The sequence below is a fragment of the Rheinheimera sp. MM224 genome (assembly GCF_947090785.1).
In the GTDB taxonomy this organism is placed as follows: Bacteria; Pseudomonadota; Gammaproteobacteria; order Enterobacterales; family Alteromonadaceae; genus Pararheinheimera.
On record NZ_OX352320.1, the window covers coordinates 1841757 to 1862794 of the forward strand.

Annotated in this window: 14 protein-coding genes; 10 read left to right on the forward strand and 4 right to left on the reverse strand. The window is 47.3% G+C overall.

Annotation, left to right across the window (positions count from 1 at the left end; genetic code table 11):
- Nucleotides 1-78 precede the first annotated feature (78 nt).
- The 4 genes from recC to OM978_RS08850 all read left to right on the forward strand — a co-directional run bounded on the left by recC (nucleotide 79) and on the right by OM978_RS08850 (nucleotide 10021).
- Nucleotides 79-3528, forward strand: a complete 3450-nt coding sequence (gene recC, locus OM978_RS08835) for an exodeoxyribonuclease V subunit gamma (protein WP_264346477.1) — start codon at nucleotides 79-81, stop codon at nucleotides 3526-3528.
- On the forward strand, nucleotides 3525-7205 hold the full coding sequence (gene recB / locus OM978_RS08840; protein WP_264346478.1) for an exodeoxyribonuclease V subunit beta: 3681 nt from the start codon (nucleotides 3525-3527) through the stop codon (nucleotides 7203-7205). Before recC ends, recB begins: the two co-directional genes overlap by 4 nt.
- On the forward strand, nucleotides 7198-9087 hold the full coding sequence (gene recD / locus OM978_RS08845; RefSeq protein WP_264346479.1) for an exodeoxyribonuclease V subunit alpha: 1890 nt from the start codon (nucleotides 7198-7200) through the stop codon (nucleotides 9085-9087). Before recB ends, recD begins: the two co-directional genes overlap by 8 nt.
- A 118-nt stretch (nucleotides 9088-9205) precedes the next feature.
- Complete coding sequence (locus OM978_RS08850; RefSeq protein WP_264346480.1) at nucleotides 9206-10021, forward strand: undecaprenyl-diphosphate phosphatase; 816 nt, start codon at nucleotides 9206-9208, stop codon at nucleotides 10019-10021.
- Nucleotides 10022-10135: 114 nt separating this feature from the next.
- Here the strand turns inward: OM978_RS08850 and OM978_RS08855 are convergent, their stop codons facing one another.
- Genes OM978_RS08855 through wecA form a run of 4 tightly spaced genes read right to left on the reverse strand, consistent with a single transcriptional unit; the run spans nucleotide 10136 to nucleotide 14738 of the window.
- The gene (locus OM978_RS08855; RefSeq protein ID WP_264346481.1) at nucleotides 10136-11314 is read right to left on the reverse strand and encodes a polysaccharide pyruvyl transferase family protein; all 1179 of its coding nucleotides are present in this window, start codon (nucleotides 11312-11314) and stop codon (nucleotides 10136-10138) included.
- Entirely contained in the window at nucleotides 11307-12344 is a 1038-nt protein-coding gene (locus OM978_RS08860) for a nitroreductase family protein (RefSeq protein WP_264346482.1), read from the reverse strand. The genes OM978_RS08855 and OM978_RS08860 overlap by 8 nt, the downstream gene beginning before the upstream one ends.
- A complete protein-coding gene (locus OM978_RS08865) occupies nucleotides 12341-13678 on the reverse strand; it encodes a flippase (protein ID WP_264346484.1) in 1338 nt (445 codons plus the stop codon). Before OM978_RS08865 ends, OM978_RS08860 begins: the two co-directional genes overlap by 4 nt.
- The gene (wecA, locus tag OM978_RS08870; RefSeq protein WP_264346485.1) at nucleotides 13671-14738 is read right to left on the reverse strand and encodes a UDP-N-acetylglucosamine--undecaprenyl-phosphate N-acetylglucosaminephosphotransferase; all 1068 of its coding nucleotides are present in this window, start codon (nucleotides 14736-14738) and stop codon (nucleotides 13671-13673) included. The genes OM978_RS08865 and wecA overlap by 8 nt, the downstream gene beginning before the upstream one ends.
- Nucleotides 14739-15042: 304 nt before the next feature.
- On the opposite strand from wecA, the gene OM978_RS08875 reads away from it, so the two are divergent.
- From OM978_RS08875 to OM978_RS08900, 6 genes are read left to right on the forward strand one after another with little or no spacing between them, the layout of a single operon-like run.
- Nucleotides 15043-16095: a glycosyltransferase family 4 protein gene (locus OM978_RS08875; RefSeq protein WP_264346486.1), complete on the forward strand. Its 1053-nt coding sequence runs from the start codon at nucleotides 15043-15045 to the stop codon at nucleotides 16093-16095.
- A 23-nt stretch (nucleotides 16096-16118) separates the two neighbouring features.
- The gene (locus OM978_RS08880) at nucleotides 16119-16844 is read left to right on the forward strand and encodes a WecB/TagA/CpsF family glycosyltransferase (RefSeq protein WP_264346487.1); all 726 of its coding nucleotides are present in this window, start codon (nucleotides 16119-16121) and stop codon (nucleotides 16842-16844) included.
- Between the two features lie 30 nt (nucleotides 16845-16874).
- Nucleotides 16875-17780 carry a glycosyltransferase gene (locus tag OM978_RS08885; protein WP_264346488.1) on the forward strand — a complete coding sequence of 302 codons (906 nt, stop codon included), beginning with the start codon at nucleotides 16875-16877 and terminating at the stop codon, nucleotides 17778-17780.
- Complete coding sequence (locus OM978_RS08890) at nucleotides 17777-18487, forward strand: hypothetical protein (protein WP_264346490.1); 711 nt, start codon at nucleotides 17777-17779, stop codon at nucleotides 18485-18487. The genes OM978_RS08885 and OM978_RS08890 overlap by 4 nt, the downstream gene beginning before the upstream one ends.
- On the forward strand, nucleotides 18487-19779 hold the full coding sequence (locus OM978_RS08895) for an O-antigen ligase family protein (protein ID WP_264346492.1): 1293 nt from the start codon (nucleotides 18487-18489) through the stop codon (nucleotides 19777-19779). Before OM978_RS08890 ends, OM978_RS08895 begins: the two co-directional genes overlap by 1 nt.
- Nucleotides 19766-21010, forward strand: a complete 1245-nt coding sequence (locus tag OM978_RS08900) for a lipopolysaccharide biosynthesis protein (protein ID WP_264346494.1) — start codon at nucleotides 19766-19768, stop codon at nucleotides 21008-21010. Before OM978_RS08895 ends, OM978_RS08900 begins: the two co-directional genes overlap by 14 nt.
- Nucleotides 21011-21038 lie beyond the last annotated feature (28 nt).

Consider the following 21038-nt stretch of genomic DNA (forward strand, 5'->3'; position numbering starts at 1 on the left):
CGTATGCAACTCACTGTGGCAAAATCAGTTTTATAGCTTAAACAGCAAACTAATAAAGACTAACGGAGTACTGTCGCATTGGCACTTGAGCCTGGTTTTTTAGTGATCCATTCCAATCAGCTGGAGCAGCTGCGCTCGCTTCTGGTGCAGTTTTGTCAGCGGTATCCGCTCTCGCCTTTAGAGCTTGAACAGGTGCTGGTGCAAAGTAACGGTATAGCGCAGTGGCTGAAACTGGCTTTTGCCGCGTCCCCTGATGAAGCAGATCCCTATGAGCGTGGTTTGGGGATAGCCGCTGCTATGCAGGTGCAGTTGCCGGGTCGTTTTATCTGGAGTATGTATCAGTTGGCGCTGCCAGAGCAGCAACTGCCTGATTTATCGGTCTTTAGTAAAGACAGTTTACGCTGGCGTATTTTCCGTTTATTGCCTGCTTTAGTCACACAAGATGAATTTGAGCTGCTGCGCCGTTTTATCATTGACGATAAAGATCAGCAAAAACGCTCACAGCTGGCGCTGAAACTGGCGGATTTATTTGACCAGTATCAGGTATATCGTGCCGACTGGCTGGCTGATTGGGCCAAGGGGCTGTATCGCCTGGCGCAAATGGATGGTGACGCTAAAGTGATGCCTGATGATCAGCTGTGGCAGGCCAAACTCTGGCAGGCGATTTTGGCAGAACTACCAGCAGAACAGCAGCAACAAAGCCGGTTTTCCTTGCATCAGGCCTTTTTACAGCAAGTAAAAAGCTGGAAAAAAGCGCCAAAGAATTTACCACGCCGCGTCATTATTTTTGGTATCTCGTCATTACCGCAACAGATGCTGGAAGTCTTGTCGGCACTTGCGCCTTATTGTCAGATTTTATTGGCGGTATTAAACCCTTGTCAGTTGTATTGGGCTGATATTATTGCCGAAAAAGACAAAGTCAAAGCAGCACAAAGACGTCAGCCGGAAAAGACCGGTTTTTTACCTTTTGCCAGTGCCGAGCAGTTATCAGGCCAGGCCCAGCCTTTGCTGGCGGCCTGGGGCAAACAGGGGCGGGATTATATTCGTTTGCTGGATCAGTTTGACGAAACTGCCGCTCATAAAGAGCTGTTTGCCCATCAAAAAGTCGATTTATTTGAATCGCCCAACACCAGCCATTTATTAGGTCAGTTGCAGGACGATATTTTGCAGCTGCGGTCCATCACTGAAACCCAAAGCCAATGGCCAGCTTTAACAGCTGAAGCGGCGCGCAGCATCAGCTTTCAAAAAGCCCATAGTCCACTTCGCGAAGTAGAAATTCTGCATGATCACCTGCTGCAGCTGTTTGCCCAAAAACCAGAGCTTGGCGCTAAAGATGTGATGGTGATGGTGCCGGACATTAATTTGTATGCGCCTCTTATTGAAGCCGTATTTGGCAAAGTGCCGATGGGCGATTTGCGTTATATCCCTTACAGTATTTCCGATCAAAACAGCAAAAAGCAGCAGCCGTTGTTGCAGGCTTTAGAAGTGCTGTTAAGCCCCGAGCAGCAACGCTTAAACGCCAGTACCGTATTCGATATGCTGGATATCAGTGCCTTACAGCAACGTTTTGGTTTAAAAGCTGCCGCTTTACCCAAGATAAAACAGTGGATTGAAGGGGCTGGTATTCGCTGGGGGCTGGATCAGCCGCATCGTCAGCAACTGGGTTTGCAGCATGGTTTTGAGCAAAACAGCTGGCTCTTTGGTATTCGTCGTATGCTGCTGGGGTATGTGGCGGGCGATACAGCGCCCTGGCAAGGTATAGCGCCTTATGCCGATGTGGCAGGTTTAGAAGCCGCTGAACTTGGCCCTGTGCTGGTGCTGCTGCAAAAGATTAACGAGCTATGGCAACAACTAGCGGTAAAACGCAGCCCCGCCGATTGGCATTTGTTATTTACTCAGCTGCTACAAGACTTTTTTGCGCCTGACGAGCTGGAAAGTCAGCAGCTGGTGCAGCAGTTACAACAGCAACTGCAAAGTTGGCTCGACAACACTACAGGCGCTGAACTTGAAGAAAAGTTGAGTTTACAAATTGCCCGTCAGGCTTTGTTAGAACCTATGCAGGCCGGTGGCTTGCAGCAGAAGTTTTTTAGTGGTCGTGTTAATTTCGCCACTTTGCTGCCGATGCGCTCCATACCTTTTGCGGTGATTTGTTTATTAGGCATGAACGATGGCGCTTATCCTCGGGCGCAGCAGCGACAGGATTTTGACCTGATGGCGCTGGATTATCGCAGTGGCGACAGATCGCGCCGTGATGATGACCGTTATTTATTACTCGAAGCTTTATTATCGGCCCGCCAGCAGTTTTATATCAGCTGGGTAGGTTTTAGCGTCTTTGATAACAGCGCCCGCGCGCCTTCAGTGCTGGTCAGTCAGCTGCGTGATCATTTGTCTACAGGCTGGGTTATGGCCGATGATTCTGATTTATTGGATCAAATCACTGTTGAACACCCGTTGCAGCCTTTTAGCCGCCGTTACCGTGAAGCAGGATCGAATCTTGTTAGCTATCAGCAGGAATGGGCCAGCTTGCATCAAAAAATCGGTGCGGCAGAGCAGGGCGAGGCACTTGAAAAGCTTGACGATTTACACTGGACTTTAAAACAAGCCAGCGATTTTATGCGTGAGCCGGTGCGGTTCTTTTTTAATGAACGTTTAAAAGTACGGTTGGAATTGCCGGAACTCGCAAGTATTAACGATGAAGTTTTTGCTTTGGATCCGCTGGAACGTTGGCAAATGCAGCAGCAGTTGGTGGCTGAGTTAAAACGTAGTGTTGAACAAAATGGCCAGTGGCAACAACAGGCGGAGCAACAGCTGGAGTTATTCCGCTTGCAGGGCCGTTTGGCTGTGGGTTCGGGCGCTGCGTTAATGCAACAGGACTTAGTGGCAGGGCTGGAAGAACTAGCAGCTGGCTATCAGGAGTTTTTAACTGCTTTCCCAACAGCGGACACAGGTTTTTATCCGCTGAGTTTTGTTTGTCAGCACGGCGAGCTGGTTGAGCATTTAACAGGTTTTAGGCGCAGCGCTGATAACGCAGCTTTGGCTTATGCCGAGCTATTGCCTACAGCTTTGATTAAAGACCGCAGCCTTGTCTGGCGGAACTTAGTTGCGCCTTATCTGAAGCTGCTTTTATGCTGCGCCAGCGGTGTGCCGCTTACGCTTTATGTGCTCTCCAGAGTGGGGCAGTTAGTAGTGCAACCTATTGAAAAACAACAGGCAGAACAGCAGCTCACTCAGATCCTGCAGTTAATGCAACAAGGCTTATCTGCGCCTTTAGCACTGGAGTTTAATGTTGGTGTTGAGCTTGTGAAGCAATTGGAAAAAGGTGCGGCTTTGGATGACAAACTGCTGTCGAAGCTGGAACGTGTGTATATAGGCGATGACTTCAATTCAGGAGCTCTGCAACGTAGCCCTTATTTGCAGCGAGCTTTTGCGCAGTTTGATGCACTTTGGCAAAAGGGTCAGTTAGAGAAAAATGCTATGGCTTTATATGGGCCATTACTCGCCGTCAACTACAGCGAGGTGTCGGCATGAGCGCAGCTATAGCCAATCTGGATTTATTGTCCTTTCCGTTATCCGGCAGTCAGCTGATTGAAGCCAGTGCAGGTACGGGCAAAACATTTACCATAGCGGCTTTGTATTTACGTTTGGTATTGGGGCATGGCACCAGTAAAGCCTTATTGCCACCCGATATTCTGGTGGTAACTTTTACTGAAGCTGCCACCCAAGAGCTGACCGAACGTATAGGCCAGCGTTTAGCAGACGCTGCCCGTTATTTCCGCGAACAAACAAATGAAGCAGATCCATTTTTACAAAGTCTGCGCAGCGAATTTACCCCAGAGCAGTGGCCCCATTGCGCTTATCAGCTGGAGCTGGCGGTGCAGTATCTGGATGAAGCGGCCATTTCTACTATTCACGGCTGGTGTAATAAAGTACTGGCCGAATTTGCACTCTCCAGCGGTTATTTGTTTGAACAAAACCTGGTGACAGACGTTGAGCAGTTGCAGCTGGATGTGATCCGCGATTACTGGCGCAATTTTTATTACCCATTGCCGGAAGAGCATATAGCCACAGTCTGGCAACAGCTGCAAAACCCTGAAACTTTGCGCAAAAAAATTCTGCCGCTGATAAGCCATCTGTCGTTATTTACAGAACCCGCGACACCAGCTGTGTTATTGCCTGAAGTGAAAGCGCAGCGTAAGCAAAAACTGGCAGAGCTTAAAGCACCCTGGAATAACTGGATCAGCGAAATCCGCATTTTGCTGCATGGTGCTATTGAGCGTAAAGAGGTGGATGGCCGCAAATTGCAGGCGCGTTATCTCGACAGCTGGCTGGCAAAATTAGTAGCTTGGATCACCGATGCCGAAATGGTTGATCCGGATTTACAAACAGGCCAAAGCCGCTTAACGCCAGAAGGTTTAAGTGAAGCGTTTAAAGGCCCAGTTCCGAATCATCCGGCTTTTGAGGCTATGGCAAAACTGGCCGATGAACTGGCAGCTTTGCCGGATCCACAGCAGGATTTAGTGCTGCATGCGGCCTTTTGGTTTGCGCGGCGTTTCCATCAGTTGCAGTTAGAACGCTCTGAACTTGGTTTTGATGAGCTGCTAAGCCGCTTGCAGCAGGCGCTGCAAAAAGATCAGGGTGGGCTTCTGGCCGAACGTTTACGGCGTAAATTCCCGCTGGCCTTGATAGATGAATTTCAGGATACCGATCCTGTGCAGTATCAGTTATTTGATGCGATTTATCAGCTAAATGAAAACAGAAGCGATTGCGGTATTTTATTGATAGGCGACCCAAAACAAGCCATTTACGCCTTCCGTGGTGCTGATATTTATAGTTATTTAGCCGCCAAACAAGCCACAGCAGGAAGGCATTTTCAACTGCCAAAAAACTTTCGTTCTACCCACGAAATGGTCAGCGCGGTTAATCACTTATTTAGTTATGCCGAACAGCGCGCTTTAGGCGCTTTTGTATTAGGCCGACCAGATTTATTGAGTTTTTATCCGGTAGAAGCTCAAGGGCGTAAAGAGAGCTTTGTGGTGGATCAAAGCCCGGCCACAGCGCTGGAGTTTTGTATTAAAGAGTCCCCCGATGGCAAGCCTTTTAGTAAAGCAGCCTGTTTAGCAGAAATGGCGCAGGCCTGTGCTGAGCAAATCGCAGTGTTTTTAACCGGCAGTGCTGCAGGCAATACAGGTTTTGTGAAAGAGGCTCAGTTCACAGCACTTAAAACCAGCGATATAGCGGTTTTAGTCAATAACCAGCAGGAAGCCAATGCCATTAAAAAGGCCTTGGCAGAGCGTGCTTTGGCCTCTGTGTATTTATCCGATAAAGGCGCTGTATTTGAAAGCCCGGTGGCACTGGATTTATTGCTATGGCTACGCGCTTGCGCTGAGCCTCAACGAGAAGCTTTGGTACGCTCGGCTTTATCGAGCTGGAGCTTATCATTAAATTATTCCGAGCTTGAACAGCTGCTGCAGGATGAACTGTTGTGGGAGCAGCAACTGGCGCGTTTTGCTACTTATCAGCAACTCTGGCAACAGCAAGGTGTGCTGGTGATGTTATGGCAACTGATGCGTGATTTTGGTGTAGCTGAGTTTTTACAGCAGCAGCCATCAGGCGAAAGGCTGCTGACCGATATTCTGCATTTGGCTGAACTGTTGCAACAACGCTCGATGGAGCTGGAAGGTCCGGCTGCGCTTATTCGTTATCTGGCTGAGCATTTGGCGGGGCAAGGTGATTTAGCGGCTGAGCAGCAAAAACTGCGGTTAGAAAGCGATGAAGCCCTGATTAAAATTGTCACTATTCACAAATCCAAAGGCCTGGAGTACCCGCTGGTATTTTTACCTTTTATTGCCTTAGCCCGCGCTGTGGATGCCGGCAAAGGTCCTGTCACTTACCATCAGGACGGTGAGCTTACCGTGGTGTTACAAGCCAACGAGCAGCAAGCCCAACAAGCAGAGCGGGAACGTTTAGCCGAAGATATGCGTAAATTGTATGTGGCCTTAACCCGGGCGCGGCATTATTGCTGGGTGGGGCTGATGCCGGTCAAAGAGCAAAGCGCTATAGGTTACTTGTTATCTGATGATGCGCTAGTGTCGCCTGTGGCTTTGCCAGAGCAGTTATCGCCTTTACTGACACAGCCTGATATTCGTTTGGTCGACAACTTATCAGAGCAGCGGACTCAAGTCGCAGTGATGGATCAGGCGGGCGAGCTGTTGCCTTATGCCCAAATGACCCGTTCAGTGAAAGAGCTGTGGTGGATAGCCAGTTACAGCGCTTTGCTGGAGCAACATCAGCATGACAGTAAAGCAGCTGAGCTGTATCAGGAATTAGCACCAGAGCAATTGCAGGATGATGTTGAACCAACAGGATCAAAGGCCGTGACTTTGGCTCAGGGTTTTGTCCGTGGCAGTCAGGCCGGTACTTTTTTACATGATGCGTTGGAGTGGGGGGCGGTTCAGGGCTTTGATCTATTGGCGCAGCAGCCGGATTTATGGCAACAAGGCCTCACTCCTTTAATGCAGAAATATGGCTTATTGCAGCAACTGCCAGAGCATAGATGGCAAATCCGGTATTGGGCTGAGCAACAAGCACCTTATCCTGAAACTGACCATGTAGCCGAAGCCTTAGTGCCATTGCAGCAGTGGCTGACGGAGCTTATTCAAACGCCTCTCTGGCAGAATAACAAAACCAGCTTAAGCAGTCTTACCGAAGGGAGTTACAGGGCTGAACTAGAATTCTGGTTGGCAGTACAGCACTGCAGCAGTGCGCAGCTGGACGCCTTAGTGCAGCAGTATCTGTGGCCTGAATTGTCACGGTCAGCGCTTCGCACCACCCAGCTGCAGGGCATGCTGAAAGGTTTTATCGACTTAACTTTAGAGCAGGATGGCCGCTATTGGGTGCTGGATTATAAATCGAATTATATAGCCGATGGGCAATACGACAGCCCTGCCTTAATACAACAGATGTTGGCGCACCGCTACGACGTGCAGGCGGCTTTATATGCAGTGGCCATCCATCGCTTATTGCAAAGCCGTTTGACGGACTATAAGCCAAAAGAACATTTAGGCGGCGCTTTGTATTGGTTCCTGCGTGGTGGTGAGGCGACAAACAAAGGTGTGCTTGCTGTGGATATTCCGTTGGAGTTGGTGAACAAGCTTGACGCTCTGCTGCAAGGTCAACTGGTTGCTAAGGAGCTGGCCCATGTCTGATTCAGAATTATTGGAACTGCAGATGCAGGGTAAAGACTGGCGTGCTTTGGATAAAGCCCTGGTGACCTTTTTTCGTGAGCAACAAAAACTACCGGCTGCGCTTGCGCTATTGATTGGCCAGTGCAGCTTTGCGCTCGCTCAAGGCCATTTGTGTTTACCGCTTAAACGTATGCCACAGTATTCTGAACAAGAATGGCAGGCTTTGATGGCGCTTTATCCGGATTTGATTCAGCTGAATGACGCTGGTAATCAGCCTTTTGTTTATGCCAATAACGCTTTGTATATGCGCCGTTATTTTAGTTATCAGCAGCATATAGCGTTTTATCTAGAGCAGAGTAGCGAGCGCAGCCAACAGCTGCGACAGGCTATCAATCCGGCATTGCTGAATCAGTTGTTGGATCCGTTATTTCCTGCAACCGCAGCAACACAAGCTGCACCTGACTGGCAACGTTTGTCCTGTGCTATCGCAGCCAGCAGTAGTTTTAGTGTGATTACTGGCGGGCCTGGTACTGGCAAAACCACCACTGTCGTTAAGTTGCTTTTGGTGTTGCAGCAATTACAGCAACAACAAGGTGCAGCGCCTTTGACCATTCAGCTGGCCGCTCCTACAGGCAAAGCAGCGGTGCGGCTTCGAAGCTCCATTCGTAATACGCTGGACAAACTGCCAGCATCGGCAGAGATAAAAGGCCAGGTACCTACAGAGGTTTCGACCTTGCATAAGCTGCTGGGGGCTCGCGCACAAAGCCGGCAATTTAAGCAAAATGCACTGGAGCCTTTGGCGCTGGATTTATTAGTGGTGGATGAAGCCTCAATGCTGGATGTGGAGTTGATGGCGGCTTTATTGTCAGCCTTACCAGCTCATGCGAGGTTGATTTTATTAGGGGATAAAGATCAGCTGGCTTCAGTGGAAGCTGGAGCTTTAATGGCCGAACTTTGCCAATGGGCAGAGCAGGGGCATTATTTGCCTGAAACCGTAGCCTGGTTAAATCAACTATCTGCAGCTGCTATACCAGAGTCATTAATCAGCCAACAAGGCAAAGCGCTGGAGCAACAAATAGGGATGCTCAGAGTCAGCCACCGTTTTGATCCACAAAGTGGCATCGCCAAATTAGCCAATGCAGTCAATAGCGGGCAAAGCGCTGAAGTTGCCGCCATTTGCCGCGCTGATTATGCCGATCTGCAGTATCTTGAGGCGGCAGAGTTCAGGCAGCTTAAGCAATTGGTGTTGACGGGACAGGCGAAAAAGCAAATACCAGATGCAGCTGGTTTTAGTTTTTATCTGCAGACAGTAGCGCAAAGCCCTGCTTTGGATGCGTCAGATCACCTGATTGATCAATGGGCGCAACAGGTGCTGGCGGATTTTTCTGCCTTTCAGCTATTATGTGCTGTACGTCAGGGCCCGTTGGGTGTTGAGCAAGTCAATCTAAGCGTAGAGAAGATGTTGCATCAAGCCGGACTGATTCAGCAGAGCAGTCAATGGTACGCTGGTCGTCCAGTGATGGTGACGCAAAACGATTATGCGCTGGGACTGATGAATGGCGATGTGGGCATCTGTTTATTGCGGCCATACCAGGGCAAATTGATGCTGGCTGTGGCTTTTGCATCAGAGGATAGCAGTAAAGCTGTGCGTTGGGTTTTGCCAAGCCGGTTGCAGCAAGTCGAAACCGCCTATGCCATTACTGTGCATAAATCTCAGGGGTCGGAGTTTCGTCATGCGGTGCTGGTATTACCGGATCACTTCAGCCCGGTACTGACCCGCGAGCTGATTTACACCGGAATTACCAGAGCGGCGAAACTTTTTAGTTTTGTGTGTGCCAAACCGGACTTGTTGGCCTTAGCGATTGAGCAGAAGGTGCAACGTCATGGGGCTGTCAGGCTGTAAATCTGTAATGCTAGTGTTATATCCATAATAATTAGAGTTGCATCTTTAGCACGGACATCGATAATAACGCGCTTCAGCAAGGGTCGCTATGCTGGCCGAACACAATAAGGGAGTTGTCATGGATTTTTGGTTGTTATTTAAAGCTTTTATTCTGGGTATAGTTGAGGGTTTAACTGAATTTTTACCCGTATCCAGTACAGGTCATTTGATTGTAGTTGGTGATTTGATTGGGTTTTATAACGAAGGCAAAGTGTTTGAAATTGCTATTCAGTTAGGTGCTATTCTGGCCGTGGTATTTGAATACCGTCAGCGTTTTATCAATGTGGCGACAGGCATTACGCACGATAAAAAGGCTCAGAATTTTGTAATGAATTTGTTTGTCGCTTTCCTTCCTGCCGCCATCATTGGCTTGTTGTTTATTAAATACATTAAGTTGTATCTGTTTAACCCTATTACTGTCGCGACTATGCTGGTGCTGGGTGGTTTGGTGATTTTGTATGCGGAGCGCCGTACTCATCAGGTGAAAATTCATGATGTAGACGACATCACCTGGAAAGATGCGTTAAAAGTAGGTTGTGCGCAGATCATCTCGATGATCCCCGGCACCTCACGTTCTGGCTCAACCATTATTGGCGGTTTGTTTTTTGGTTTTGATCGTAAGGTAGCGGCAGAGTTTTCGTTCTTTTTAGCTGTGCCAACCATGTTTGCTGCGACCTTCTACGACTTGTTTAAACACCGTGATGTACTGGCCTTTGATCAGGCGCCAATGTTTATCGTAGGTTTTGTCACAGCCTTCTTCAGCGCTTTGTTAGCGGTAAGAACTTTTGTACGTTTTGTATCAAACCACAGCTATGAAATTTTTGCCTGGTACCGTATCGCCTTTGGTTTGGTGATCCTCGCGACCTGGTACTTTGGTTGGGTGAGCTGGTCTTAACAAGCTCTGTTAAGGGATACCACAACAAGGCTGTCGGCAGTTGTGGCAATGTACATAATAAAAAGGGCACCTAAAGTGCCCTTTTTGCTGTCTACCCGTTCGTTTCGGATGAACTTAACGGCCTAAGTATTTATCCAGAGTTTTGTATAAACCCTGCCACATAGTTTGGTTTTTCTGCTTCAGTTTGGCGGCGTTTTCTGCCAGACGAGGCGCGATTTCTTCCTGTTCAGCCAGTAACTGACTGACTTTTTGCGTCAGGCTGACCGCAGAGAGTTTTTCCAGGCAATAATCCGCCATACCAAAATCAGACATCATCGCATGGTACTTGTGGCTCCAACTGGTCGCAATACAAGGCACACCCTGACTCAACGCATTAATAGCACCGTGGAAACGCGAGCTGATGGCAACAGAGCTTTGGCCGATAAAGGCTTTAACGGCTAATGGGTCTTCAATCTGAATAATTTCACAAGGGGCTAAGCGGGCAATTTCCTGACACAACAGCTGATCTTCTTTGCCTTCATGATTGACCAGTACCACAGCGTAGCCTAATTCCACCAGCTGATTGGCCGCAGCAGCAAAAGCTTCAACATAGTTAGTGCGCTCCGCTTCAGCATTGGCGTGGTTAAATTTCGACACCACTTTGCTGTTTGGAATAAGAGCCGCAAATTTGCCTTCAATTTCAGGCAAAGCTGTAGTGCTGTGGCCTTTTAAACCGACGGTAAAATCAGGCGTTAACTTCACAGTATCCGGCAGATTGGCTTCACAGCTTTGTAAATGGCTGAAGGACACCGGGTCGCGCACATAAATCAGTGCTGCGCTGTGAATAATGTCACGCATCGCTGCTTTACTTTCGTCGCTGCTAAAAGGACCAAAGGCTTGAGGCATAAAGACAAAAGGCTTGCCTGCTTCTTTAAAACGTTTTACTTCACGGGCAGTATTTTGCAGAAACTTCAAAGGCCACTGGTCGCCATAGGCAAAACCGCTGGCTTCTAAAATGACGTCAACATCACGTTCTGTCACCATGCCGTAACGCTTCATCAGGTTGCGTAATGAGCCTGGTAATTTGCCAAACCATGGCGTTAAATCCAGGGCTTTGCGGCGGAACGATATTTTTTGCCATGCGCCTAATAGAGCACGCTCACGGTAGGGCAGGTTAGGGCCAGGTGATAACACCAGCTCTGTGTTGTTTAAGGTTTTTAAACCCTGTAAACAGGCCAGCAGCATCAGGTACGCGCCTTTATTGCGGAACTGCACCCCTTTGATTTCGACTAATAAGGCTTTTGATTCAGACATAAGTTAATAACTCCGTAGCGGTTTTCTTCTCGGAGTGAGGGATCAACGCCTGCGGATCAGGGTAACCCACAGCAATCAGCATCACGACTCGTTCGAAAGGTTGTAATTTCAGTAAGCGGCCAATTTTGGCTTCGTAGTTTTCGATATCAGGCCAGTTGATGGAACACGAGGCCAGGCCCATGGTTTCCAAAGCCAGCATCAGTTGCATATTGGATAAGCTGGCGTCGATATAAATCACATGGCGGTCGCGCTCAAATGGATAAGCACTTAAATCCCCGACCACAGCAAGCAGGGCAGGAATGCCATTGGCGTAACCCACAGTGCCCATAGGTAAATTCGCCAGCTTTGTCAGCATCTCGCCTTCTGTCGCTGCAATATAACGAAATGGTTGACGGTTACAGGCACTTGGCGCCTGAGCTGCAGCGGCAACCGCTTGTTCCAGAACGGCTTTAGGTACGCTCTGAGGTAAAAAAGTACGGACTGAACAACGCTGTTGGCACAAGATTAAAAACTGCTCGTAGCTGATGTCAGCTCTGGGTCTTTGTTCGTAAGGGGCTGGTGCAGAAGGACGGCTTTGTTCTAAACGTGGGGTGATCTGGGCTTTTAATGCGGCGAAAGTAACAGGTTGACTGGCACCTTCAGGCCATTGTGTAACAGAAAAATAGCTATCCATCACATCGTGGCAGTATTTCAGCAGCACTAAATCTAAGGCCTGATGATCGGCCAGCAGGTTTTGTAATGCAGTTAAAGTTTCGTCAATATAGTCCAGCGCAAACAAAGACTTGCGCGGCACCATGCTTAAACCTTTCTCCAGCCTGTGAATATTCCGGCGTAAAATAACTGTCGCTATGCTGCTGCTTTCTTCATGCAGGTGATAGTGATGACGGCCCGCCGCTGTGGCATGTTGCTCACGGCGAAAATGCGGGTTAAAAAATGCATAATACAGCGTTGCCGCCAGACGGCTTTTTGCTGCATAAGGTAATAATACCTTGTCGAGCTTTTGCCTGATTTGTTGGAGTTGTTTTTTCATACCGTCTCTTTCTCTACCACCACACCGGAGGCTTTTACCTTCATCAGTTGCCATAACTGACGACGGGTTCTTCCGGAAAAAAATAAAAAGAAAAATGAAGCGTAGGCGTAAGAAATCAGCGTTGCCCAGGCTGCACCATCAATGCCCATAATGGGAATAAGCCACCAGTTCAGCAGCACGTTCAACACTGCGCCTATGCCATGACTAGCTAAAGATAAAGGCTCCTGACCGGTAATAATTAAATGCTGCCCAATCAGGTAACGGATAAAGATAAACACACCAGCCCAGATATGGATTTGCAGTACTGAAATACCTGCATTAAATTTCTCACCAAAAATCAGTGGTACTAAAGGTGGCGCTACAATAAATATAATGACCGCGATGCTTAACGCCATCGCAAAAAAGTAACCACAATATTTTCGCAGCAACAACAGATAACCTGACCAACTGCTCTGATGGCTTTTCAGCAACTCAGGATAATACCGCACTGCTAAAGTCGCTGGTATGACATACCACAGTTCAGAAATACGGCTGACAGCGGCATAAACACCTGCAGCTTCAATATCAATCAGACGTTCGATCATAATCAGATCGATACGCAGATAAACCACAGATAAAATACCTGAAACCCATAACCAACTGGAACGGCGCAACAACTCTTTACCATGTTGCCAGTTAAACCAGGCTGGTGTCAGACGACCATGCTGTTCTGTCGAATTTGTCGGACTTTTGTTATGGCCTTTATAAATCTGGTACTGCAACACACCTACGGCCGCAAACTCCAGACCTACTATCCAAAACAAAGCGCCAATGCCCATGCCATACCAAAGCACAGCTAATTTGGCGATAAGTCCTAAAATACCTAACCCCAGCTTGCTGTAAGCGAGAGTACGGAAATGGCCTAAATAATTCTGGTGGTACTCAAATAAAATAAAAGCGTTAAACAGCTGGCCGACAAAAAGTACAGCAGCACCCAGCTGATAGGGTTCAAACTCTGACGGTAAATACCAGCTGAAGCCAATAAACATCAGAGCTGCGAACACAAAGCCTGCTATTAATCGAAGCCAGGTTGCGGTAAATAAGATTTGCTGGCCTGTGCGTAGGTCTGGTGCGGATTGCACCGACTTTTGCACCAGATTATTTAAACCTAAATTGGCTAAGGGTGCTAAAAATGCACTCCAGGTCATGACAATAGAGTAATAACCTGTGGCTTCAGGGCCCAGCATCCGTGCCACTATAATGGTGATTAACGCACCAGCCGCCAGCTTGACTAAACGCTCACCTAATAAAGCAACTGCTTTAGCTTTAGCGACTTTTACTAAAAACTTAACCACGTCGTTTCGCTTTGTAACGTTTTATAGCACGGGTAATACGCCAAATATGCTGCAAAGTGTATGAATAAACACTGAACACTATCAGGAATAACAGCAACATAATTAAATCAGGCACCATCAGGTATTCGCCAATGACACCCACTGTCGCTAACATGCAGGAGAAGGTACTGATCACGACCAGTGCCTGACGGGAATTTAAACCAAGACGCAGGAAGATATGATGTAAATGTTCACGGTCGGCTAAAAAGGGCGACTGACCTTTACGAATACGGCGCAGCATAATAGCTACCATATCCATCAGGGGTACTGCGATGACCCATAATGCGGTGACTGGGCGAAAACTGGCTGTATCGCTTTGGGTGCCGATAATCAATAACCAAATGACGGTTAAACCAATCAGCATGCTGCCGGCATCACCCATAAAGATTTTGCCTTTGCCTTTCCCTACCACGTCGAGGTTAAACAGCAGATAAGGAATAAGCGCGAATACCAGCACCATAGGCAAGACCGCATGTTCCAGCTGGCCACCCATGCCCATCATTAAGGTGACAGAGACAAAGGTCACACCACTAAGCATGCCTGCCAGACCGTCTATGCCGTCAATCATATTAAAAGCATTAATAGCGGCGATAACGGCAATCAAGGTCACAGGAATGCCTATATAACCTAAAGTGACATCGCCGAGTGAAAATAAGTTACCTAAATTACCCAAATGCAGTTGCAGGCCGTACACCATGGCAGAGCCTATGAGCAGTTGGACACAAAGCCGTAATTTGACGCTTAAGTCCATAAAGTCATCAAATACACCCAGAATGACAATAGTGCCACCGCACAGCAAGTAGTAGTAGTGAATATTATCTGGTAAGCCAAACCAGGCCAGAGTCAGACCCACGCCAGTGAATATCGAGATACCGCCTATTAACGGCACTGAACCTGTGTGCTGCTTGCGGCCTGCAGGTTTATCCACCAGCCCCACTTTGACAGATAACGGGATCAGAATAAAAATGGCGGTTAAGGTAAGGACAAAGGTGGTAATAAACAGCTGCAGATGTTCTGTCATGTGATTTCCATCGGGTTTTTGGCCTGAAATAATGCGAATTGGCTCAAACGAAATTGGCCTGATTATAGGTGAAGAAATCAGGGCTGACTATGGCGTGTCAGAGATAAAATTGAAAGGAATAACGACTTTGTTTGAAAATAATGCTCTAATTGTTATTTCTGTCACACTTGTTGTGGCAATGTCAGGTTTTGACTTATTTTTACGCTGTGAATCAAGACGTTGGCATTCCCTATTTATTGAAGCGCCGCTGCGGTTTTTGGTTTTTACAAACCAGAACTCCAGCTGTTGATGCAGGATACCCGCTGTGACCAAAGCAGTATTGATTATCACCAATATGGGGCCTAAGCCCTCTGCACCTTTTCAGGGACAGTTTGTTAAAAATCAGATGCTGGCGCTGAAAAAACGTCAGGCTTTGGCTTATTTCTATATGAGCTGGCATAACGACAGTCTGGTAAACCGCTTGCTGAAATACCCAGTGCTGTTTTTACAATTTTTCTGGTCTTATATTCTTAGCTTTAAAAGCTTTGATGTGATTCATGTGCACTTCTTTTATCCGACGATTTGGCTGGCTTTGGTCTACAAATACCTGCGCAAGCCTTCGGTCAAAATTGTGGTCACCTGCCATGGCAGTGATATTTACCATTATCAGCCTTTTAATGCGTTGTATCGTTGGTGTTGTGGTGCTGTGGACCAGTGGATTTTTACCAGTGAAAAACTTCAAAGCAAAGCCTTTACCCTTGCTCCGAAAGCTGTAGTGTTGTCCGCTGGTATAGCTCAGGTCTATGCAGATGCAACGCAATTAAGCAGAGCTGATAAGGATATCGATCTGCTTTATGTAGGGGCATTGGATAAAAACAAAGGCATGGACAGATTAATAGCGCTGTTGCCTCAAGTACAAGACAAAAAAATCTGTGTGATTGGCACTGGCCCTTATCAGGCCAAATTTGAACAATTAACCCAAGACTATCCGAATTTACAGCTTGAAGCTGGTCAAACTGCAGAGCAATTAAAGGCGTTTTATCAGCGCAGCAAATGTTTTTTAAGCTTGTCACGTAATGAATCTTTTGGCTTGGTGATGACCGAAGCTATGGCATGTTACACCCCTGTGATTGCAACCTTAACGGATGGCTCGGCAGAGCAGTTGGGGGTAGATTCATTTTGGGTGATTGAGCAGACAGATGAGCAGCTTTTACAGCAGCAGTTGCTGAAAAAAATTCAGCAGCTATTAAGTTTGTCAGACTCAGACTACACCGCATTGCAGCACTTGGGTCACCAGCATGCAAAAGACTGTCTGGTGGACGATGTAGCTGCAAAAATACAAACACTGTATCAGGCTCTGAAGCCTGAACAACGATGATAGAGAAAAAGGTAAATACAACCATGGCAATACAACCTGAAGTGGTACCGGTAGGTGGCATTGGGGTAATGGCGTTCAGCAACATGGCTGCGCTGGTGAATTATGTGATTCAGGACGACGGTACTGTTTTTTCCGGTTCAGCTATTGCGATGAACCCAGAGAAAGTCATTGCAGCCAGTAAAAATCCGGAACTGATGGCTATTCTGAATAAAGCCGATATCCGTTATGCCGATGGTATGGGCGTGGTTAAAGTGATGCGGCGTAAATTGGGCCGCAAAGTGGAACGTATTCCTGGCTGTGAATTATGGCAAGCCTTAATGGCTAAAGCAGCAGTGACTAAAACACCGGTATTTTTAGTAGGTGCTAAACCGCAGGTGATGGCTGAAACTGTGGAAAAACTGACGGCTATGGGCGTGAATGTCGTGGCCTCCCAGGACGGTTATTTTAAAGATGAAAATGAACTGATCAGCCGTATTGCTCAAAGTGGTGCCCGTATTGTGACAGTCGCTATGGGATCTCCAAAGCAGGAATTGTTTATTGGTAAATGTCAGCAGCAATTGCCAGATGCTTATTACATGGGCGTTGGTGGTACTTATGATGTATTCACAGGTCATGTGCAACGGGCTCCGGCCTTGTGGTGTAAATTACATTTAGAGTGGGCCTATCGGCTACTGTCACAGCCGTCCCGTATTGGTCGTCAGACAAATTTGCTGACGTATGCCTGGTTATTCTTGACCAACAAACTCTGATAAAAACGATTAAAAACAGAGAGAACTATAGTGCAGCAACAGTCCGATTTACCTTTGATCAGCGTCTATATGCCCACGTTTAACAGGGTAGATATGGTGCAACGTGCGATTCGCTCCGTGCTGGCGCAGGATTACCCTCATCTCGAACTTTTAGTGGTCGATGATGCGTCTACCGATACCACCTGGGACACCTTAAACCGGGTTTATGCAGATGAGCCTCGTGTTCGTTTGTTCCGACAGGATAAGGGGCAGGGCGCTTGCGCAGCTCGCAATTTGGCGATTGCTGAAGCCAAAGGTGAGTTTGTCACCGGCCTTGATGATGATGACGAGTTTTTACCCAATCGTCTGAGTTCGTTGTATCAGGCATATGACGATCAATATGCCTTTGTCTGCTCAAGCTATTTCTGGGATTACGGCACTATACGCAAACAGTTGTATCCGGAATCGGCCATAGTGGGTCTGAACGAACTGTTGGATGTGCACTGTTTATCCAATCAAGTGTTAGTGAAGCGCAGCCGCATGCTGGCTCAGGGTGGTTTTGATATTGGCCTTGCTGCATTTCAGGATTACGACATGTGGATCCGCTTGGTCGCAGCCTATGGCAAAGCCTTGCGTCTGGCGGAAGCGACTTATGTGGTGCATGTAGGGCATGAGCTGGGACGTATTACCACCTCACCTAAACGTCTGGCTGCACAAAGTTATTTTGTGGAAAAACATCTGCCGTTGATGAATGAGCGTAATAAACAGAACCAGCAGTTTTACAGGCTGGTGATGGAACAGCAGCAGCTCTCTTTTGGCCGTTTGTTGTTTTTCTGTCGTTACGGCTTATGGGCAACTAAAATCCGTTATTACCTGAAACAAAAATTACAGTGGGCGATTAAATTCCGCCAGCAGCTGTTGAGCAAAGGCATTAAAGGATTGTTTTCGAAAAAATGAGTCAGAATTTATTAGCCCATGCCAATTTTGTCAGCCTGAGCGCTGTATTGCTTAAGCGTTTTTGGTTGTTGTTATTAGCTGCTGCTGTATTGGGCGCGGCAGCTTTGTATATATTCCAGCTCAGTACAGCTGTGCGTTATCAGGCCGTTGCTGTGGTGACCTTAACGGATTGGCAAACCGAACGTTTAACACGGCGTGATGATCCAAATGATAAAAACCCGGCCAATGTAGGCGGAGCCTCCGCAGATGCGGTTTCCAGAGCCTTATTGTGGTTAAAAGACCCGGATTTTTTTCAGTCGCTGGCTCGTTCAGCCAATGCTGAACAATTGAGTGTTGAACACAAAAGACGTGGCAATCTGGTGACACTGAAATGGAGCAGTAACTCGGAAAAAAGCGCTGAAAAAGAATTGGCTTTAGTCATCAAGCAATGGGATCAGCGTTGGCGTCAACAATTTATCCAGCAAAAACAACAAGAGTTGCAGACTTTGCAGCAGCTTCAGACTAATGAGCTGGTGCAACAACAGCAAAACCGGCTGCAGTTTGAGCTGGATTATGCAAAACAGGCTCAACCTTTTGCGCTGCACCAATTACAAAGCCCTGAAGCGCCTGAACAAAGTAAAGGTCCTGCTTTATGGCTGATGTTACTTTTTGGCGCCTTTTTTGGGTTTAGCTGCGCTTTTATTCTGTTGATGTTATGGCGGCTTTAATGCGGCTTTCGACTTATTTCCAGCAGGTACAAGCGCTGGATAAATTGATCCTGTTGCTTTGCAGCTGTTACCTGCTGGTGGATGCTTGTAATGGTTTTTTATTAAATCAGTTTGGCCGCAGCTTTGGTTTGTCTGCGCTGTATAAAGTGCTGATGCTGATGTTGATGCTGGTTTCATTAAGCCTTCGCACCGGCAAGGCATTTTTACTCTTTCCAGCACTTTTTGTGTTGTTATTACCAGGTGCTTTTTACAGCTGGCTGCAACTTGGTGGCTCTTTGGCCGCAGATTTGGGGCTAATACTGAAACTGATTTCGCCGCTGATTGCATTTTATTATTTGCTGAGCCTGGCGCAACTGGACAAAGACTTTGCGCAGAAGTCCCTGCATCAGATTTTTGTGCTGAACTACCTGATTGTGCTGGTGAATTTTATTCTCGGCGCCTTAGGTTATGGCTACACCTCTTATTTGCCTCAACAGCATCTGACCCAAGTGGATTTAGGCAGCAAAGGTTTTTTTAATGCAGCCAACGAGCTTTCAGTGGTGCTTCTGGTGTTATCTGCCTGGCTATTGCAGTACTACTGGTGGCAGCAAAAGCTGATTTTTCTGGCTGTGGCTGCAACGTCTGTCTGGTGTGCCAGCTTAATGCTAACCAAAACAGGGTTATTAGGCAGCCTTATTTTAGTGCTGTTGATCCCTCTTATGCCCTGGTTCATTCGTCTGAACTGGACACGTTTGGCACTGGCGATGTTGTTGCTGTTAGCGTCTGCCGCTCTCGTCATTTGGCAGGCTCCGCTGCTGTTAAGTCAGCTAGGCCTTGCTGAGAAATTACAGCATATTTATCAACAACAAGGTTTATTAGGTGTGCTGTTATCGTCCCGTGACAAATATGCAGCCGAAATCTGGCAGGTGGTCAGTTTTTATTACAGCGATGCACATCGTTTGTTTGGTGTAGGTTTAATTGGGGTATCGGAGCATCTGTGGAAGTTTTGGGCTGAGTCTGATCCTTTTGATTTGTATATTTTTTATGGTGTAGCGGGTTTGATGTTTTCCAGCTGGATTTTTATAGGTTTTATCGCTCAGAATTTAAGGCTATGCAGGCTGTTTTCCTCCGATCTGGCGGCGACCTTAGTGCTGTTAAATCTGTTGTTGCTGATGGTGTCCTGTATTGCGGGTCATGTCATTAGCTCCGGAATGTTGTGGCCGGTCTGGGGATTTATCAATGCGGCAGCTCTGATCCGTTGCCAGTCACAGGCCAAGCCAACAGAGACGGAGCTTGTGCATGTTACGCAGTGATTTTGCCCGTAAGCTGCTCAATAACAGTCTGGCTCATGGCTTGAACTTTGGTTCGCGCTGGTTATTAAATCTGGTGGTTGCGCGGCAACTGCTGGCGAGTGATTTTGGTGTCTTCAGTTATGTCTATATGCTGGCGAACCTGTTTTTTCCAACCATAGCCTTTGGTGTCAGTTTTTACCTGATCCACTACTCAGCCAAACAGCAGCAAATCAGTTTGTTGTTCAACAGCCTGGTACTGAGTTTTATCGTGTTTTTGCTGTTGTGTCTTGGCGTGGTCGGTATCGATTATTGGATCAATGACAGCGTGCCTTATTATCTGTACCTGCTGAGTTTGTTGATTGGTTTGGTCTGGGCTATCAGTCAGGCCATATTCTGTTACCTCAAAGGCCGCCAGCAATTTTTTGTCGAAGTAAAGTCACAGTTTGTCGGCGCCTTAAGTTTGCTGGTGGTGGTTGCTTTACTTTTTGTCGGTGTGATTACAGAGCTGGATGCGATGCTCGAGGCTGTGCTTGTGGCGAGTTTGTTGCCTGTGGTGATGGGGCTGAATGTGCTTTGGCCTGAGCTAAAAGCTGGAGTGGGGCCTTATTTCCGCAATTTTTTCAGCTACTTTGGCTGGCAGGATATCCGGCATCGGTTGCACTTTGCGCTGCACGATGTATTCGCCATTATCATGACCAATATTCCTTTTATCTTTCTGGCGTTGTTCAGCACCTTACTGGCGCTGGGTCAGTTCAGAAAACTGTTTATTTTGTTTATGCCGATCACTTTATTACCAGTCATTTTTTCGCAGGTGTTTTTAAGTCGGTTAAGCCGCCTGACGGAGCTTGGTGCCAAACTGCAGTTTTTCCGTAAGGTGTTCCTGTTCACTCTGCCTGTGTTGTCACTGCCTTATCTGCTGATGTGGCCGCTGGGCGACTGGTTGTATCAGATCTCCTTTAATGAAGCGCTGGATCCTGGTCATCTGTTGATGTTGCATCTGGTGCTGGCGACTTTGTGGATCACCTTGCTGAAAACCTACTTTGAAGTATTGCTGACCTCATTAGGCGCGAACCATTACAAAGCCATGCTGGTGAGTCTGGCGGTGGTGTTAACTGCTTTGGCCTATTGCTGGTTTAATTATGACTTAACAGTAGAGCTGACAGCCTGGTTATTTTTAAGTGGTAATCTGCTGATCACCTCCATGCTGATTGTTACTTGCCTGTGGCACATCAGAAGGCAACAAAAACAGTAAAAGCTCATTTCTTCTGTGCTAATCAGTC

Coding starts and splice junctions, on each gene's coding strand:
- recB (WP_264346478.1), top strand. CDS start 3,525: ATGAGCGCAGCTATAGCCAATCTGGATTTATTGTCCTTTCCGTTATCC.
- recD (WP_264346479.1), top strand. CDS start 7,198: ATGTCTGATTCAGAATTATTGGAACTGCAGATGCAGGGTAAAGACTGG.
- OM978_RS08850 (WP_264346480.1), top strand. CDS start 9,206: ATGGATTTTTGGTTGTTATTTAAAGCTTTTATTCTGGGTATAGTTGAG.
- OM978_RS08855 (WP_264346481.1), bottom strand. CDS start 11,314: ATGTCTGAATCAAAAGCCTTATTAGTCGAAATCAAAGGGGTGCAGTTC.
- OM978_RS08860 (WP_264346482.1), bottom strand. CDS start 12,344: ATGAAAAAACAACTCCAACAAATCAGGCAAAAGCTCGACAAGGTATTA.
- wecA (WP_264346485.1), bottom strand. CDS start 14,738: ATGACAGAACATCTGCAGCTGTTTATTACCACCTTTGTCCTTACCTTA.
- OM978_RS08880 (WP_264346487.1), top strand. CDS start 16,119: ATGGCAATACAACCTGAAGTGGTACCGGTAGGTGGCATTGGGGTAATG.
- OM978_RS08890 (WP_264346490.1), top strand. CDS start 17,777: ATGAGTCAGAATTTATTAGCCCATGCCAATTTTGTCAGCCTGAGCGCT.
- OM978_RS08895 (WP_264346492.1), top strand. CDS start 18,487: ATGCGGCTTTCGACTTATTTCCAGCAGGTACAAGCGCTGGATAAATTG.
- OM978_RS08900 (WP_264346494.1), top strand. CDS start 19,766: ATGTTACGCAGTGATTTTGCCCGTAAGCTGCTCAATAACAGTCTGGCT.